General features: G+C 35.1%; 13 protein-coding genes and 1 tRNA gene. 10 read left to right on the forward strand and 4 right to left on the reverse strand.

The genetic code is table 11. The annotated features are described in order from the left end of the window. Positions 1 to 11: 11 nt before the first annotated feature. Positions 12 to 350 carry a hypothetical protein gene (locus GGR32_RS08245; RefSeq protein ID WP_183477727.1) on the reverse strand — a complete coding sequence of 113 codons (339 nt, stop codon included), beginning with the start codon at positions 348 to 350 and terminating at the stop codon, positions 12 to 14. 244 nt (positions 351 to 594) lie between these two features. Next, positions 595 to 670: transfer RNA gene (locus GGR32_RS08250), tRNA-Phe, on the reverse strand. A gap of 100 nt (positions 671 to 770) precedes the next feature. On the opposite strand from GGR32_RS08250, the gene GGR32_RS08255 reads away from it, so the two are divergent. The 7 genes from GGR32_RS08255 to GGR32_RS08285 all read left to right on the forward strand — a co-directional run bounded on the left by GGR32_RS08255 (position 771) and on the right by GGR32_RS08285 (position 8,453). After that, positions 771 to 1,511, forward strand: a complete 741-nt coding sequence (locus tag GGR32_RS08255) for a type III pantothenate kinase (protein ID WP_343066437.1) — start codon at positions 771 to 773, stop codon at positions 1,509 to 1,511. Continuing rightward, entirely contained in the window at positions 1,511 to 2,749 is a 1,239-nt protein-coding gene (gene bamG, locus GGR32_RS08260; protein ID WP_183477728.1) for a BamG family beta-barrel-assembly machinery protein, read from the forward strand. Before GGR32_RS08255 ends, bamG begins: the two co-directional genes overlap by 1 nt. Before the next feature lie 17 nt (positions 2,750 to 2,766). Further along, positions 2,767 to 4,143, forward strand: coding sequence for a hypothetical protein (locus GGR32_RS08265; protein WP_183477729.1), 1,377 nt, complete (start codon positions 2,767 to 2,769; stop codon positions 4,141 to 4,143). Between the two features lies 1 nt (position 4,144). After that, positions 4,145 to 4,729: an LPS export ABC transporter periplasmic protein LptC gene (gene lptC / locus GGR32_RS08270; protein WP_183477730.1), complete on the forward strand. Its 585-nt coding sequence runs from the start codon at positions 4,145 to 4,147 to the stop codon at positions 4,727 to 4,729. 26 nt (positions 4,730 to 4,755) lie between these two features. Then, positions 4,756 to 4,950, forward strand: coding sequence for an LPXTG cell wall anchor domain-containing protein (locus GGR32_RS08275; protein ID WP_183477731.1), 195 nt, complete (start codon positions 4,756 to 4,758; stop codon positions 4,948 to 4,950). Beyond that, the gene (locus tag GGR32_RS08280) at positions 4,950 to 6,236 is read left to right on the forward strand and encodes a hemolysin family protein (RefSeq protein WP_183477732.1); all 1,287 of its coding nucleotides are present in this window, start codon (positions 4,950 to 4,952) and stop codon (positions 6,234 to 6,236) included. Before GGR32_RS08275 ends, GGR32_RS08280 begins: the two co-directional genes overlap by 1 nt. Before the next feature lie 99 nt (positions 6,237 to 6,335). Further along, a complete protein-coding gene (locus tag GGR32_RS08285; RefSeq protein WP_183477733.1) occupies positions 6,336 to 8,453 on the forward strand; it encodes a peptidylprolyl isomerase in 2,118 nt (705 codons plus the stop codon). Positions 8,454 to 8,535: 82 nt separating this feature from the next. Here GGR32_RS08285 and GGR32_RS08290 read toward each other — a convergent pair whose 3' ends face one another. Both GGR32_RS08290 and GGR32_RS08295 read right to left on the reverse strand, forming a co-directional pair. Next, complete coding sequence (locus GGR32_RS08290) at positions 8,536 to 9,441, reverse strand: GYDIA family GHMP kinase (protein WP_183477734.1); 906 nt, start codon at positions 9,439 to 9,441, stop codon at positions 8,536 to 8,538. Continuing rightward, positions 9,428 to 10,744, reverse strand: a complete 1,317-nt coding sequence (locus tag GGR32_RS08295; RefSeq protein ID WP_183477735.1) for a hydroxymethylglutaryl-CoA reductase, degradative — start codon at positions 10,742 to 10,744, stop codon at positions 9,428 to 9,430. Before GGR32_RS08295 ends, GGR32_RS08290 begins: the two co-directional genes overlap by 14 nt. 253 nt (positions 10,745 to 10,997) lie before the next feature. Between GGR32_RS08295 and GGR32_RS08300 the strand changes: the two genes are divergently transcribed. The 3 genes from GGR32_RS08300 to GGR32_RS08310 are packed head-to-tail and all read left to right on the forward strand — an operon-like array spanning position 10,998 to position 17,148. Then, positions 10,998 to 13,181, forward strand: coding sequence for a S9 family peptidase (locus GGR32_RS08300; protein ID WP_183477736.1), 2,184 nt, complete (start codon positions 10,998 to 11,000; stop codon positions 13,179 to 13,181). Positions 13,182 to 13,190: 9 nt separating this feature from the next. Further along, the gene (locus GGR32_RS08305) at positions 13,191 to 15,023 is read left to right on the forward strand and encodes a peptide MFS transporter (RefSeq protein WP_183477737.1); all 1,833 of its coding nucleotides are present in this window, start codon (positions 13,191 to 13,193) and stop codon (positions 15,021 to 15,023) included. Positions 15,024 to 15,045: 22 nt separating this feature from the next. Next, entirely contained in the window at positions 15,046 to 17,148 is a 2,103-nt protein-coding gene (locus tag GGR32_RS08310) for a peptide MFS transporter (RefSeq protein ID WP_183477738.1), read from the forward strand. The last annotated feature ends 20 nt before the right edge of the window (positions 17,149 to 17,168 follow it).

Raw genomic sequence — 17,168 nt, forward strand, 5'->3', positions numbered from 1 at the left:
TTGATTGTTAATTAGATAAACTGAGGGGGGTCGAGTAAGTTGAGTAAGTTTAAAGAGTCAAAGTTTTTAACATAAGCAGCATTGAGTTCTGGCTTATAGTTTTTGATAACCATTTCTAATGCTAGCGTATAGTCAGGAATAAACAAATTGTAATTATGTGTATGAAATTTACACTCTTTAAAAGGAAGTTTTTCATGATCTGAATGCTCATGGTGCTTTTTATGGACTTCTTTTTGTTTGCCAAAATGTTTGTCGATAAATGTATAAACATCGTCGTTAAACTCAGCTTTATGGAGGTTGTAATGTTTTACAGCGGCACTTATGTTATAAATACTTGTGCTCGAATGCATTAAAGATTGCATTAAAGAAGAGAAGCATAATATATAAAGTATAAGTACTTTCATTTCAGCTAAAGTGCCTGGTAAATAGGCTATACAAAGTTATTATATTTTTTCGGGAATTGATTATTAATTAACTGTTAATGTTCTTGATTTGGGTTACCTCCCAAAAGTTGTAATATAGAATAATTTGAATCGTCTTTTTGTATAAGAAGTTTATAAAAACAAAAAACCCCGACTAAAAGTCGAGGTTTTGTGGTGGTGCCTCCAGGAATCGAACCAGGGACACAAGGATTTTCAGTCCTTTGCTCTACCAACTGAGCTAAGGCACCAGTCGCTTAGTAAGCGGTTGCAAATATAAAAGCTTTTTGTATAACACACAAATAAAATTAAATAAAAATACAATTTGTACCTTTGTGTTTTATATAAATAATGATGAATTTAATTTTAGATATAGGAAACACATACTGTAAACTTGCTGTTTTTAAGCAAGGTAAGCTTGTTGATCAAGAGCGTTTTCTAGCAGAAGAATTACTTACGCAGTTGATAAATTTTTTAAAGAAAAATACTGGAATTACGCACGGAATTGTTTCTAGCGTGGCAAAAATACCGCTAGAAAGTATAGAGTTTTTAGAAAAGAGTTTAAGATTAATTCAGTTAACAAACAAAATACCTGTTCCTTTCAATAATAAATACAAAACGCCATTAAGTTTGGGGATAGATCGCATCGCTCTTATGGCAAAGGCTGCAAGCTACCCTGCACAGGGCGCTAAGCTAGTAATAGATGCAGGAACTTGTATTACGTTCGATTTTTTAACAGAAAAAAACACTTATTTAGGAGGAGCAATCTCTCCAGGACTCCAAATGCGTTATAAGGCAATGCATACGTTTACAGAAAAACTTCCGTTGTTAAAAACAGAAGATGTTAAGTTGCCCGTTTTGCTTATAGGAAATACAACAGTAGCTTGTATGGATAGCGGAGTGATTTGCGGAGCCTCGTTAGAAATAGATGCTTATATAAATAGAATAAAGGAAAAATATAAAGATTTAACAGTTATTTTAACCGGAGGAGATAGTCTATTGTTGTCTAAGAACTTAAAAAATAGCATATTTGTCCACCCTAATTTTCTGTTAGAAGGATTAGATACCATTTTAGAATTTAATAAAGATTGATGATTAGAAAACTTTTATTACTTATCGTGCTGCTGTGTGTTGGGGGGATGAATGCACAGGAAACAACCTTATCGCCATACTCTTTTTACGGAATAGGAACCCCTAAATTTAAAGGAACGGCAGAGAACAGAATGATGGGAGGCCTAGGAATATTGGCCGATAGTATACACCTAAACTTGCAAAACCCAGCGGCGTTTGCAGGGCTGAAACTTACTACTTTTACTGTTGGAGGAGCACATCATACAGGAACATTTAAAGATAATAATGCAAGTGAGAGTCTCGGTACAACCACAATAGATTATATTGCTTTAGGGATACCAGCAGGGAAATTAAACTTTGGGTTTGGTCTAATACCATACACTTCTGTAGGTTACGAAATTAAAAAACATACAGATACCGAAAATAGTGAATTTGAAGGAAGAGGGGGAGTAAATAAAATATTTTTATCGGCAGGATATCAACTTACAAAACATTTAAGTTTAGGAGTAGAAGGAGGCTATTACTTTGGTAACATTCGCAATAATATGTACCTGTTTCCTTCTCAAGTCGAATACGGTACTAGGGAGAGAAACCGATCTGATTTAAGTGGTTTTAAATTTAATTTTGGTTTACGCTATCAACGGCAACTTGATGATAAGCTGCAACTAACAACAGCACTTACATATGCACCCGAAACAAAAATAAATTCCGAAAATGCTCGTGTGCTTGCTACGGTTAGCCGAAACTCTGGTCGAGAAGTTGTTTTTCAACAGATGGATATAGATGTACAGGACACTAAATTAACCATGCCTTCAGAGATGAGCGTAGGAGCAGGAATAGGGCAGGCTCGAAAATGGTTTGCGGGCTTTGAGTATAAATACAGAGGAGAGGCAAGTTTTAGTAACCGCTCTTTCGAGATGGATAATATCACCTATACTCAGGCTAATAAATATACACTTGGAGGATATTTTATTCCAAACTATAAAGACATTACAAGCTATTTTAATAGAGTAGTGTACCGTGCAGGATTTAGGTATGAGGAGAACGGAATGCGTATCAATAATCAAGACATTAACGAGTTTGGCATGTCTTTTGGATTAGGTCTACCTGCAGGTAAGCTGTTTACCAATGTTAATATAGGTGCAGAATACGGTGTAAGAGGGACAACTAAAGCTAACTTAGTAAAGGAAAACTTCTTTAGTGTATTTATAAGTTTATCATTAAGCGATAAGTGGTTCCAAAAAAGAAAATTTAATTAATTTATATAAGATCAACTATGAAAGCGAAAGCAATAATAGCCTTAGCGGGAATTTTATTTAGTTCAGCAACAATTAGTTTAAGTGCGCAAGAAGTAGATTGTCGTACCACCTTATCGCTATTTGTACAAAGTGCTAAAATTAAAGATTACAAAGCAGCAGAGCCGTATTACAAAACCCTTATACAAGGATGTAAAGATTATAGCTTAGCTACATATCAGTACGGAGAGCGTATGTATAAAAGTTTATTGAAGGATGCAGATGCCTCAACTAAAAAAAACTATGCAGCAGCTTTAATAGCCAATTATGAAGATAGGCTTGCTAACTTTCCTGAAAAAACCAAAAAAGGCGAGGTTTATGCAGATATCGCTCAAGCAATGTACGATAATCAAATAGGAACAAAAGAGGAGCAATATGCTGCTTTTGATAAAGCTTGGAATTTAGATCAAGCCTCTTTTAACAGTCCTAAAGCATTATATACATACTTTAACCTTGTGGTAGATTTACAAGATGCAGGAAAAAAAGAGCTTAAAGATGTTTTTGAGAAATACGATGAGTTGATCAAAAAAATTGAAACTCAGGAAGTAATGAGAGCAGAACAAGCCGCTCCGCTTATCAAAAAACAAGAAGAAGGAGTTGCCTTAGACACGAAAGAAACACGTACCCTTAAAAACTCTGAAATTTACTTAACTAACTTTAGTAAAATTAAAGCAGGAATTAACGGTTTATTAGGACAACGTGCCGATTGTGAAAACTTAGTCCCGCTTTATAATAAAGAGTTTGAAGCTAAACAGAACGATGTTGATTGGTTAAAGAGAGCAGCAAGAAGACTCTCTGCAAAAGAATGTGAAGATCCAATATTCTTTAAACTGGTAGAAGCGCTTCACCGCGCAGAGCCATCTGCAAAAACAGCATATTATCTAGGGCAGTTGGCAGATAGAGATGGGAACTCATCTAAAGCATTGGCATATTATAACGAGTCTGCAGAGTTACAAACAGATCCGTTAGAGAAAGCAGCAGTATACATGAAAATTGCAAATAATTACCGAAAAAAGAACAGCTATTCAAACGCAAGATCTTATTACCGTAAAGCATTAAGTTTTCACCCTTCATTAGGAGTAGCGTACTTGCATATCGGAAATATGTATGCAAACAGTGCTAATAATTGCGGAGAAACAGTGTTTAATAAAAGAGCAGTATATTGGTTAGCGGCAGAGTATGCAGATAGAGCAGGACGTGTAGACCCATCTATAAAATCTACAGCAGTTAAAACAGCGGCAAGTTACCGTCAGCGAGCTCCTCAAAAATCAGATATATTTACAGGAGGTGTAAAACCAGGATCTTCTATAAAAATTGGTTGTTGGATAGGAGAGAGCGTACGCGTTCCTAACTTGTAAAATGAAAAATGTAAATAGATATATACAAAGCATAACCGTAGCTTGTCTTGCGGTTATGCTTTTTTCATGCGAAGACCGTTTGCATAAAGTACGTGATTTAGAAGCTAAGATTCGAGCCCCGCAAACAGAAGGTGAAGGGGTAAATCTGTTTTATACAGATAGCGGAAAAGTACAAGCTAATTTACGTGCCAAAAAGCTTTTAGATTATACAAACTTAACTTACGCATATAGAGAATTTCCAGAAGGCCTTACCCTGTATTTTTTCGATGAAAAACAGCAAAAAAATACAGTTGTAGCCGATTATGGAATAGAATACTCAAAAGCACAATTGGTAGATTTGCGCGGAAACGTAAAAGTAGTAACTAGCGATAGTACCATCCTTACAGGTAAACAACTGTATTGGGATCAACAAAATCAATGGGTTTTTACAGATCAAGCGTATACGGTGAAACTTAAAAACGGAACAGTAAATAACGGGCAAGGATTCGATGCAAATAAAAATTTTGACAAGTTTATCTCTCGCTATAACGTAGGGGTGCAAGTGGTTAAAGAATCTGATACTGTTGTAAAAAAGCCTAATAAATAATTTGTATATTGCTTAAAAATAAGAAAATGGTGAAATTTTATAAATTTTTTGAATACGCGTATTTAGTAATAGCATTGCTCTTTGCTTTTGAGGCTTATAGGATTTGGAATGAAGAGCCTAATCAAGCATACTTGTTTTTAGGATTTGTAGCAGTGGCTATATTTATGTTTTTCTTTAAAAGAAGATTTAGAAAAAAAGTAGAGGATAGTCAAAAACAATAATGAATCCCGATATAATTATAATTATAATCTCCCTTCTGCTTTCTGCTTTTTTTTCAGGAATGGAGATAGCCTACGTTTCTTCCAATAAAGTTCAGGTAGAAATAGAAAAAAAGCAAGCAGGCTTTTTAAGTAGTGTATTAGAAAAACTTACCCGGAAACCCTCTAAGTTTATAGCCACCATGTTGGTAGGAAACAATGTGGCGTTGGTAATTTACGGTTTTTATATGGGTGGGTTGCTAACCAATTGGTTGGCAAGCTTTCAGTCAGAAGTGGGTTTTTTAACCTATTTGTTTACAGAAGGGATTTTATTAACAAAAACCATTATTTCTACTTTGGTAATTTTGATAACTGCAGAGTTTCTACCCAAAGTATTTTTTCAGATATATGCCAATACAATGCTCAAAATTTTGGCGTTACCTGCTTATATTTTTTACATTGTTTTTAGTCCTATTTCTTCTTTTGTGATAGGGATATCAGACTTTGTACTTAAACACTTCTTTAAAACAAAAGGAGATGAGGTTCAGCTTGCATTTTCTAAAGTAGAACTAGGTAACTATATATCTGAGCAAATGGGAGCCGTAGAAAAAGATGAAGAGATAGACTCGGAGGTGCAGTTGTTTAAAAACGCATTAGATTTTTCCGATGTAAAAGCAAGAGAGGTAATGATTCCTCGAACAGAAATTGTAGCGGTAGATAGTGGTGAGGCTATCGATAAATTAGCAGAATTATTTACAGAAACAGGCCTGTCTAAAATATTAGTATATAATGATTCTGTAGACGATATTATCGGCTATGTGCATTCCTTTCAGTTGTTTAAACGTCCCAAAAACATCACCTCTGTTATGCGTAGCGTGGTCTATGTTCCAGAAACAATGCTGATAAAAGATGTACTAAACGTTTTAACCAAACGCAGAAAAAGTATAGCAGTTGTAGTAGATGAATACGGAGGAACAAGCGGTATTATGACTACAGAAGATATTGTAGAAGAGCTTTTTGGTGAAATAGAAGATGAACACGATTCGCCCGTACTTATAGAAGAACAATTAAATGAAAACCTCTATCGTTTTTCAGCACGAATGGAGGTAGATTATATTAACGAAACCTATAAACTGAATCTCCCGGAGGAAGAAAATTACGAAACTTTAGGAGGGCTTATAGTAAATCAAACAGAAGAAATCCCAGAGCAAGGAGGTACACTTTATATCCAAGATTATAAGTTAACCGTTTTAGAAGTTTCTAACACAAAAATAGAATTAGTAGAAGTAGAGTGCATAGAGAATCAGTAAAAGCATATAAACTTCAATTTTTTAGGACTTTACTTTTTTATTATTTAACGAAATATCTTATTTTCGCCCACTATATTTAGATAAACACCAAAAATTACTATGGCAGTATTAAGCAAAATTAGAGAAAAAACAGTTTTCTTGATTGTGATTATCGCATTAGCCCTATTCTCATTTGTGCTAATGGATTTATTTAGCAATGGCGGCTTTTCCTCAGATAAATCGCAAAATGTAATCGCAACAATTAACGGAGAGGATGTTAGTAGAGAGCAATTTGCTATGGAGGTAGAAAACTATCAACGTAACTCTAGAGGTAACATTACCACAACACAAGCAGTAAACCAAGTGTGGGATGCAACACTTCGTAGTACATTAATGAAAGAGCAAATAGATGCTTTAGGTATAGAAGTAGGAAGCGACCAATTAAACAACGCAATTAAAGAGCAATTTGCAGGAAACCCTAATTTTACTAACGAAGCAGGTATTTTTGATATTAATAAAATGCGAGAATACGTGGCTAACTTAAAAGCAAGTTCTCCTCAAGCATACCAGCAGTGGGTAATGCTAGAAGATAATGTTGCAGAACAAGTAAAAGTTGGTACATACCTAACCTTGGTAAAAGCAGGTATAGATGCTACCTTGGCAGAAGGAAAATCTGCTTACCAATTGGCAAACAATACCGTAAACTTTAAGTATGTAACACTGCCTTATAGCCAAATAGAAGATGTAGAAGTAACAAAAGAAGATATAAAAGCTTACATTAATAAGCATAAAGAAGAATTTAAGTCGGAAGCGGCAACAGATATTCAGTATATTTATTTTGAAGAAAAAGCCTCTTTGGAAGATGAAAATGCATTAAAAGCAGAAATCCAAAAATTACTTAAAAAACGCGTAGTGTATAACCAAGTAAGCAAGATTAACGATACCTTGCAAGGTTTTGCTAACGTAACAGACAATGAAGCTTTCTTAGCAGAATTTTCAGATACCCAACCTGCTGTTCGTTATTTCTTTAAAAAAGACTTACCAACAGAACAAGCAGAACAAATATTTACTTTAGAAGCAGGGCAAACTTACGGGCCATACAAGGCAAACGGTTTTTATAATGTAGCTAAAGTAGTGCGTACAAAACAAGTAGCCGATTCTGTAAAAGCAAACGGAATGCTAATTTCTTACAAAGAAACAGGAGCAGCAGAGGTGAGCCGTACTAAGGAAGAAGCCAAAAAACTAGCAGACAGCTTATTGATAGAGATAAAAGGCAACTCAGCTAAATTAGCAACATTAGCAACAACGTTTTCAGACGATCCAACAACTAAAAATGCAAACGGAGAATTAGGATGGTTGCAATATGCGCAAGTAAACCAAAGTTCTCCAGTTATCGAATACTTATTTGATAATGCACAAGGAGAAGTTGGCGTGGTAGAAACACCAGCAGGTTTTTATGTGTTGGAAATTGCAGAAACTAAAAACATACAACGTGCAGTAGAGGTTACCATGCTTCAAAAGAAAATTGAGCCTTCTGAAGAAACCTCAAATGCTTTATTTACCGAAACTACAAAATTTGAAATTGCAGCTAAACAAGGCAATTATAACGAAGAGGTAAAAAAAGCTAATTACGAAGCTAAGCCTGTGAAAGGAATTAAAAATATGCAGGAGAACATTCCTGGACTAGGAAGCCAAAGAGCTTTAGTACAATGGACGTTTGAAGAGAAAACAAAAGCAGGAGACGTAAAACGTTTCGATTTACCAAACGGATATGTAGTAGCCCAAGTTACTGCAAAATATCCAAAAGGATTAATGCAGGTAGAAGAAGCTTCTGCAAAGGTTACGCCTATTATTCAACGTGAAAAGAAAGCAGAAATTCTTAAAAAGAAAATTACTGCAGGAACACTTACAGAAATTGCTAAAAACCAAAATGTAAGCGTGCAAACAGCCAATGCGGTAAACATGAAAAACCCAATGATTGCTGGTGCAGGAAGTGAGCCAGAAGTAGTTGGTGCTGCTTTTGCGTTGGCAGAAGGAAGCCTAAGCAAGCCTATTGCAGGTAAAGCAGGTGTATTTGTGGTAGAAACTATAGCAAAGAAAGAAGCGCCGGCATTACCATCGTATAAGCAAATGGCTACGCAAGAGTCGCAAGCTAGAATGATGCAAGTTAATAGAGAACTATATGAAGCACTAAAAGCTAAAGCAGAAATTAGCGATAACCGTGCAAGTTTCTATTAAGAATAGAAAACTATAAAACTTAAAAAGCTCATCTCGAAAGAAATGAGCTTTTTTATTTATCGTTTTGTTTTTTAGCTATAATTTACAAAATCAATTCGGTGTAAGGAATTATGGTTGGATAACCTTTTTTCTTAAAGTAGGTTAAATCGTTAGAAATTGCTGTTGCTAATACAAAATCTCCGCCCCAACCGCCTAAACTTTTTATGCTTCCAGGGTAATCTGGAAAAAGGCATTCTTTTATTGTAGGAATTTCCAATAAATTGCTTAATTTTTCTTCGTGTAAATCTATTAATTCCTGAAATTCTAATAATGTTTTTGCTGCTAAGATTTGTTGGGTTAATTCAGAAAATACGTTAACCGCTTCATTTCTTTTTGAGGAAGCTAAATTGCGGTAATGTAGGATGGCTTCTCTGCTGTTTTTTTTCTTGTTTAAGTGAATAAAGAACAGCTTGTCTTTAAATGAAGGCGAAAAAGGAACTTCGGTAATTAATGGCGGATTAGCTTTTTGGTATAAAATAGGCTTTCTTTTTCCTGCACAGGCAATATCATAACCACTACCGCCAAAAGTGTTTTGTAGCAGTTCGTAAGGGTTTATTTTAGCCCATTGTGAAAGGTTATAAATTAAGGTAGACGAAGAGCCAAGCCCCCAATCTCTAGGAAATTCTAAATAATTGTTTATTTCCCAACCTTGTTGGTTAAAAATTTTACTGTTAAGCTTTTTTACTTCAATAAGAATTTGATATAAGAATTTTTCTTCAGGCGATTGATGGTTTATTTTAGGTAAATCTCCGTTGGAAATATCAAAATTTAAATCCATCCAAACCGAGTTGTCGTGTAAATAGCTTTTCCAGCTAATTTTTTTTTCAGCAATAGGTTTTGCGGTGAGTCGTTGTCCGTATTTACAAGGTAATGCTAGCGCCAAAGCTTGGTCTAGGACAACATACTCTGAGGTTAATAATAGTTTTCCGTTGGCGTTATATGTTTTCATTACGTAGTTTTTCTAAGGCTTCTACAACTCCGCTATGGCTTACTGTTTTGTCTTTAAAAAGTGTGGTAATGGCTAGTTTCTCTTGTTTGGTAGCTTCAAACTGATTTAAAATATTTAGCAGGTGCATTTTCATGTGTCCTTCTTGGATGCCTGTGGTTGTTAAAGATTTTACGGCAGCAAAATTTTGGGCCAATCCGGCAACAGCTATAACTTGCATGAGCTCTTTTGCATTGGGGTTTCCAAGCATTTCTAATGAGAATTTAACAAGTGGGTGAAGCGAGGTTAAGCCGCCAACGGTTCCTAGTGCTAGTGGTATTTCTATAGAAAAATAGAATACATTGTTTTCTATTTTAGCTGTAGTAAGGCTGCTGTATTTTCCGTTTCTAGCAGCGTAGGCATGTACTCCTGCTTCTACGGCTCTAAAGTCGTTTCCTGTGGCTAAAACAACGGCATCTATTCCGTTCATAATGCCTTTGTTGTGTGTTACGGCTCGGTAAGGTTCGATTTCTGCTATTTTTACAGCTTCTATAAATTTATGAGCAAATTTTATAGAATCTTCCGGGTTGGGTAAAAGCTTATCTGCAGGATGTGCTACTTCTGCTCTAACTAAACAGTTAGGAACATAGTTAGAAAGGATGCTCATGATGATTTCTAACGAATTGTTTTTTGAGCAAAGCTGCTTATTTATAGCAGTTTCTTTAAAGGTTTTAGCAAGCTTTTCTAAGCATGTATTTATAAAGTTTGCCCCCATGGCATCGAGGGTTTCAAAGGTAACATGCAATTGGTAGTAATGTTCTAATTCACTTGTTTTATCTACTAGGCTTATTTGGTTAATTCCTCCGCCTCGTTTTTGCATATTTTTAGTTATTTCTGTAAGAGAATCTTTAAAATATGCTTGTTGTTGCTGGAAGAAATCTTCTAAATCTTGTTTCTTCCCTGTATAGGTAAAGTGGATTTGCCCCACTTTTTCTGTACCCAAAACTTTGGTGTGAAAACCGCCTTTGTCTAGCCAAAATTTAGCAGCATTACTCGCTGCTGCCACTACAGAGCTCTCTTCTATTGCCATAGGGATGGTGAAGAGCTTGTTGTTGATAAGGAAGTTTGGAGCTATTCCGTAAGGTAAATAATAGTTAGTGATGGTATTTTCGGTAAACTCATCGTGTAGTTTTTGTAGTTTTTCATCTGTATTCCAATATTGTTTTAAAAGCTTGTTTGCAGTATCGATGTCTGAAAAATAATGCTGGCTTAACCAGTTTATTTTTTCTTGTTTACTAAGTTTCGAAAATCCTTTTTTTGCTTTCAAGGCGCACTAGGTTTAGTTTAATAATCTACAAAGATACAATTACTCTAAATCAATTAACGTATTTTAGGTTTTCTTAATCCATTCTGTTTTTTAAACAGCTGATAATTAGCTGATTTTTTGCATCTTGAATTAAACGATGAGCTTTGTCATGGAATTTATTTTTTAACAAAATAATAGTATTTAACACCTTGGATGCCCGAAATTTGCTCTTTTTTTAGTAAACTTGACGTTTAATTTAGTTTAAAGCACTTTTATGTACAGAATTACGTGTTCTTTTTTGTTTTTAATTGGTTTTGTTTTTACGGTAAATGCGCAGGATAAAAAGCTTAGTTTAGAAGAGATTTGGGACGGAAGTTTTTCGCAAGAGCGTTTAGAATCTTTACAGCCTATGGCTAATGGTACAGAGTATGCTGTGCAAAATTATAATAGAACAACACGAGATGTTAGTGTAGATATTTATAGCTATAAAACGGGTGAGAAAACAAAAACCTTAATTAGTGCTAAAGAGATTCCTGGTTTAAACTATTTTCAAACTTACGAGTTTAGCCAAGACCAACAAAAGGCTTTGTTGTCTGCCGAGTTAGAGCAAATATATAGACGCTCTTCAAAAGGGGTTTTTTACGTATATGATATAGTAAAAAAACAGCTTCAGCAAGTAAACGATAAAGCAATTCAAGAACCAGATTTCTCTCCAGATGCTACAAAAATTGCTTATGTGTATGAAAACAACTTGTATGTAAAAAACCTTATTAATAATCAAGTGATTCAGGTAACACAAGATGGTAAAAAGAATGAAATTATAAATGGTATTTCTGATTGGGTATATGAAGAAGAATTTTCTGTTGTTCAGGCTTATCAATGGAATGCTGACGGGACTAAAATCGCCTTTTTAAAGTTCGACGAAACGCAAGTTCCTGTGTTTTCTATGGATATGTACGGAACATACCCTAATCAGCTTTACCCTACACAAGATGTTTTTAAATACCCAAAAGCAGGAGAGCAAAACGCAAAGGTGAGCCTGCATGTTTACGACTTAGAAAAGCAAAGCCTAACCCAAGTAAACCTGCAAAAAAAATATGAATATATCCCTGTAATAACATGGACACAAGATGCTAACTTACTTAGTGTGCAAGCAATGAACAGGCATCAGAACAAGTTAGATTTTATATTGGTAGACACCAAGAAAAATACAACAAAAACAATTTTGAGCGAAACCGATAAAGCCTATGTCGATCTCAACGATCAGCTTAACTTCTTAGCCGATAATAGCTTTATTTGGGCAAGCGAAAGAGATGGGTGGAATCATCTTTATCACTACAACATTAAAGGGAAACTACTAAAACAAATAACAACTGGTAATTGGGAAGTAACCGATTATTATGGGTACAACGCTAACAATAAAACCATCTACTACCAAAGTACCGAGAACGGAAGCATTAACCGTGGGGTGTATGCAATAAAAATAAATGGTAAAAACAAACGAGCATTAGCTGCCAAAGCAGGTACAAATTATGCGGATTTTAGCGCAGATTATACCTATTACATCAATTCGTTTTCTAATGCAGAAACCCTTTGGCAATATAAACTGTACAAAACTAAAACCTTAGAGGAAGTACGGGTGATAGAAGATAATGCAGCTATGAAAGAAAAAATTGCAGCCTATAATTTTTCGTCTAAAGAGTTTTCTACAATGACCATAAATGGGAACGATTTGAATATGTGGATGATAAAACCTAAAGATTTTGATGCCTCAAAAAAGTATCCTTTATTAATGTATCAATACTCTGGCCCAGGTTCTCAATCGGTTTCAAATACAAGTTCTAATTCAAATGATTATTGGTATCAATACCTTGCAGACAAAGGCTATATAATCGTTTGTGTAGACGGAAGAGGTACAGGACAAAAAGGAGCCGATTTTAAAAAGATTACTCAGTTAGAGCTAGGGAAATACGAAGTGGAAGATCAAATAGCCGCAGCAAAAAAATTAGGCGAGCAATCATATATAGATGAAAATCGGATAGGAATTTGGGGATGGAGTTATGGAGGTTTTATGTCTTCTAATTGTATATTTCAGGGAGGAGATACTTTCAAACTAGCTATTGCTGTTGCCCCTGTAACAAGTTGGCGTTTTTACGATACCATTTATACAGAGCGGTACATGACAACACCACAAGAAAACCCATCGGGCTATGATGATAATTCTCCCATTACGCATGTAAATAAGTTTAACGATAATAATCATTATTTACTTATACATGGTAGTGCAGACGATAATGTACACGTACAAAATACAATGCAACTTATAGAGGCTTTAGTACAAGCCAATAAAAATTTTGACTGGGCTATTTATCCAGATAAAAATCATGGCATTTATGGCGGCAATACGCGCTTGCACTTGTATAATAAAATGACAAACTATATTTTAAAAAATTTATAATAGAAATAGATGGCAACAACAAAAGTAAGTTCAGAAAAAGAGTTATTTGGACACCCCGTAGGGCTTTTTATATTGTTTTTTACAGAAATGTGGGAACGCTTTTCGTATTATGGAATGCGAGGAATATTAGTACTATATATGGCAACATCAGCTACTGCAATAGACCCAGGTTTAGGCTGGAGCAGTAAAGATGCCGTTTGGTTGTACGGGTGGTATACCATGCTGGTATATATTGCCGCGATACCAGGAGGCTGGGTAGCCGATAAATTTTTGGGACAGAAAAAAACGGTGATGCTAGGAGGATTATTACTGTGTTTTGGTCATGGTATATTAGCAATACCACAAGATTGGGCCTTTTTTACAGGACTCTTTTTTATCATTGTTGGTGTAGGAGGCTTAAAACCTAACATATCAACTATGGTAGGAGGCTTATATAAAGAAGGAGACATTCGTAGAGATAGCGGATTTACCATTTTTTATATAGGAATTAATATTGGTGCCTTTTTAGCCAGTATTTCTGTTGGTTTAGTAGCTTATTATTATGGCTGGCATTACGGATTTGGTCTTGCAGGAATAGGAATGTTAATAGGACAATTGGTATATATGTGGGGGCAAAGGTTCTTGGTAGGTGTAGGAGAATTTACAGGCGGATCCAAAGTATCTGCAGCAGAACGAGAAGCTGCAAAAAGACCTTTAAACAAAATAGAGAAAGATAGGATAATTGTACTTTTAATATCTTTTTTAATCATTATTGTTTTTTTCGGAGCATTCGAGCAAGCCGGAGGTTTAATGAATCTTTATACCGATGCTAAGGTAGATAGAACAATTAATTTATTATCTATAAAAGAAATTCCTGCCGCAGTATTTCAATCATTAAATGCAGGGTACATAATTATTTTTGGAACACTTATCGGAGGTTTTTGGTTATGGTGGAGAAAAAAAGGAAAAGAGTCTTCATCATTATTTAAAATGGCAATAGGAACCATTATTATGGGATTAGGCTATGTTTTCATGATGTTTGCTTCTAAAGAGGCAAGTGCAGAAGCTTTTGGTAAAGCCGCTATGATTTGGGTGTTTTTAGCCTACTTATTTCACACTATTGGTGAACTATGTACTTCCCCCGTGTCTTTATCATTCATCACCAAATTAGCCCCGATAAAATACGCCTCTATCATGATGGGTATTTACTTCGCAGCCACAGGTTTTGGAAATAAATTGGCAGGAAGTATAGGAGAAACTTCACAGCTAGAACCTTATAAAGGGCAAATGACAGTGAATAAGCAAGAGGTACTACCTTTTATGACTAAAGATTCCATCAAGGTTAAAAATAAAGATAAAAAAATAGTTACTATTTACGATTACCCAATTAATGAAGATAAAAACTTTAGCATAAAAGCTAATGTTTATCAGGAAAACGGAAAAGTAATCTATAAAGAAATTAAAAGCGATAAAATCTTGAATAACCTTTTTGCTTTAAATGAAGATAAAAAGGCAAACTCATCTAAATTGTTAGACGATTTAGTAGGAAACAACATAACCGAGAGTAACCCATACCATGCCAATATCATTTTCGAAAAGGATAAAGATAAAGCTCAAATTATCGAAAATAAAGGAGATGGAGAAAACTACCAAGTATCTTTCGTGCTAGAAGAAGACCAAAGCTCTCAAGAGTATAAAACATTCTTATGGCTAACTATTTTTACAGTAAGTTTTGGAGCCTTATTACTAATATTTCTTAAACGACTTAAAAAATTAACCCACGGCGCAGAAGAAAAGGAGTTAGAAGGCTTAGAAGCAGAAGGTTTTGAACTTGCAGACACAGAAATAAAAAACAAAAAATAAATTAACAGGTTATATTAAAATTATGGCAACAACGGATACAACTCAACACAGTGAGTTTTTTAAGAGTAAGGTGCTAGGTCACCCATCAGGTTTATTTGTACTCTTTTTTACCGAAATGTGGGAGCGTTTTTCCTTCTACGGGATGCGTGTACTACTTATCAACTTTTTAACTATGGCCGCTGTTGGCTATAACCCAGGTTGGGAGTGGAGTACAGAAAATGCAGGAGCACTTTTTGGAACTTATGCCATGTTGCTTTATATCACACCAATTATAGGGGGTGTTATTGCCGATAAATTTACTGGTTACCGTTGGGCGGTGGTTATTGGAGCAGTAATTATGACATTAGGCCATGCGGCTATGGCTATAGAAACAGAACTATGGCTGTATATAGGACTTGGCTTATTGGTAATAGGTACAGGTTTCTTTAAACCAACAATGACCTCTATTATTTCAGAAATGTATAAAGACCTTCCTAAAAAGAAGGATGGAGCTTATACCATTTTCTATATGGGAGTAAATGCAGGAGCATTTTTCGGGATGATGCTATGTGGATACTTAGCAGAACGCGTAGGTTGGTCTTGGGGATTCGGTCTTGCAGGAATATTCATGTTATTAGGAACACTGCAATTTTGGTTAGCAAAACCTCTATTCGGGAAAATAGGCGATGTACCTTCTAAAGAAGCAATAGCAGAACAAACTACTACCGAAAAAGAAGAAATAAAACGTAACCCGTTTACTTTAGTAGATAAAATACTAATTGTAATTACAGCTATAGTTGGTTTAGCCTATGCTATAAACGACCCATTATCAAAAATAGCAAACATAAACTTATTCCCTTTTGAACTTAGCGGAATAGAAGGGCAGTATATTGTCGTGTTAATAGGTTTAGCACTGTTTTTATACTTAGTAATAGGACGAATAAACCGTTACGCAACAATTGTAAGAAACAGAATGTATGCCGTAATTGTATTTGCCTTTTTTACCGTATTGTTCTTTTTAGGGTTTGAACAAGGAGCTACATCGCTCGTACTTTTTGCACGAGATTATATTAACCGAGAGCTTATAGGTAACGAAGCCATTATATTTAACATTGTTAATGCATTACTTACCATTGTACCGCTAATTATTATTACTTATGTATTGTTCCTTTTAGGAAAAAGAACATTTGCAAAAATTCCAGGATCAAATATTGTTTTAGCAGTATGTTTTGTAGGAATATGGGGTGTAGTGCTTTATATGCTTAACAGAGATTTTAACACAACAGCTTACGAAGTAGAGTTTACAGCACAAAAAGTAGCCGTAATCGATGAAGAAACAGGAAAACAAAAACTAACTAAAGCAGGAGATTTAGTTTGGGCAGAAATCCCTATTTCTATAGATCAAGATGCTTCTCAAGCAAAAGGAGAGGTTTTTTCTAAACGAATGATTATTGGAGAAGCGTTTAGCGACTTTAAAGTAGGAGAAGAAATAAACATCATCACCAAAGATGAAAACTATACCAAATTTGGCTACTTAACACCAGAACGTCTAGAAGGAGCAAAAACAAATGCAACAACTCTAGATAGAGATAGCGGAATTGTAAAAGCAACAGTTACCGAGGTGAAAAACCACTGGGTGGAAATAACAGCTTCATGGTTTAGTATCCTTAACTCTTTCTTTATTATTGCATTTGCAAGTGTGTTCTCTAAATGGTGGGAAAGCAAATACAACCCGTCGGCACCACAAAAATACGGTATTGGACTTATCCTACTAGCTTTAGGTTTTGGGATGCTAGCTTTTGGAACATTTGGTGTAGCAGAAGGCATAAAAGTAAGTATGATATGGCTTATCTTGGCTTACCTGTTCCATACTTTTGGCGAACTCTGTATATCGCCCGTGGGGCTTTCTTATGTAAGTAAATTAGTGCCCGCAAGGATGATAGCCTTTATGTTTGGAATGTGGTATTTAGCAATTGCTATTGGAAATAAATTTGCCGCTGTATTAGGAGGGCAATTAGAAAATATTAGAGAAGAATATTCCTTAACCACCTTCTTTTTAATATTTACCATTGTTCCAATTCTAGCAGGCTTGTTAATTATTTTTATCAATAAACCTATTAAGAAATTAATGAAGGGAGTAGAATAATAATTGTTTTTAGGTACGAT

The sequence above is a fragment of the Mesonia hippocampi genome, from assembly GCF_014197445.1.
Lineage (GTDB): Bacteria > Bacteroidota > Bacteroidia > Flavobacteriales > Flavobacteriaceae > Mesonia > Mesonia hippocampi.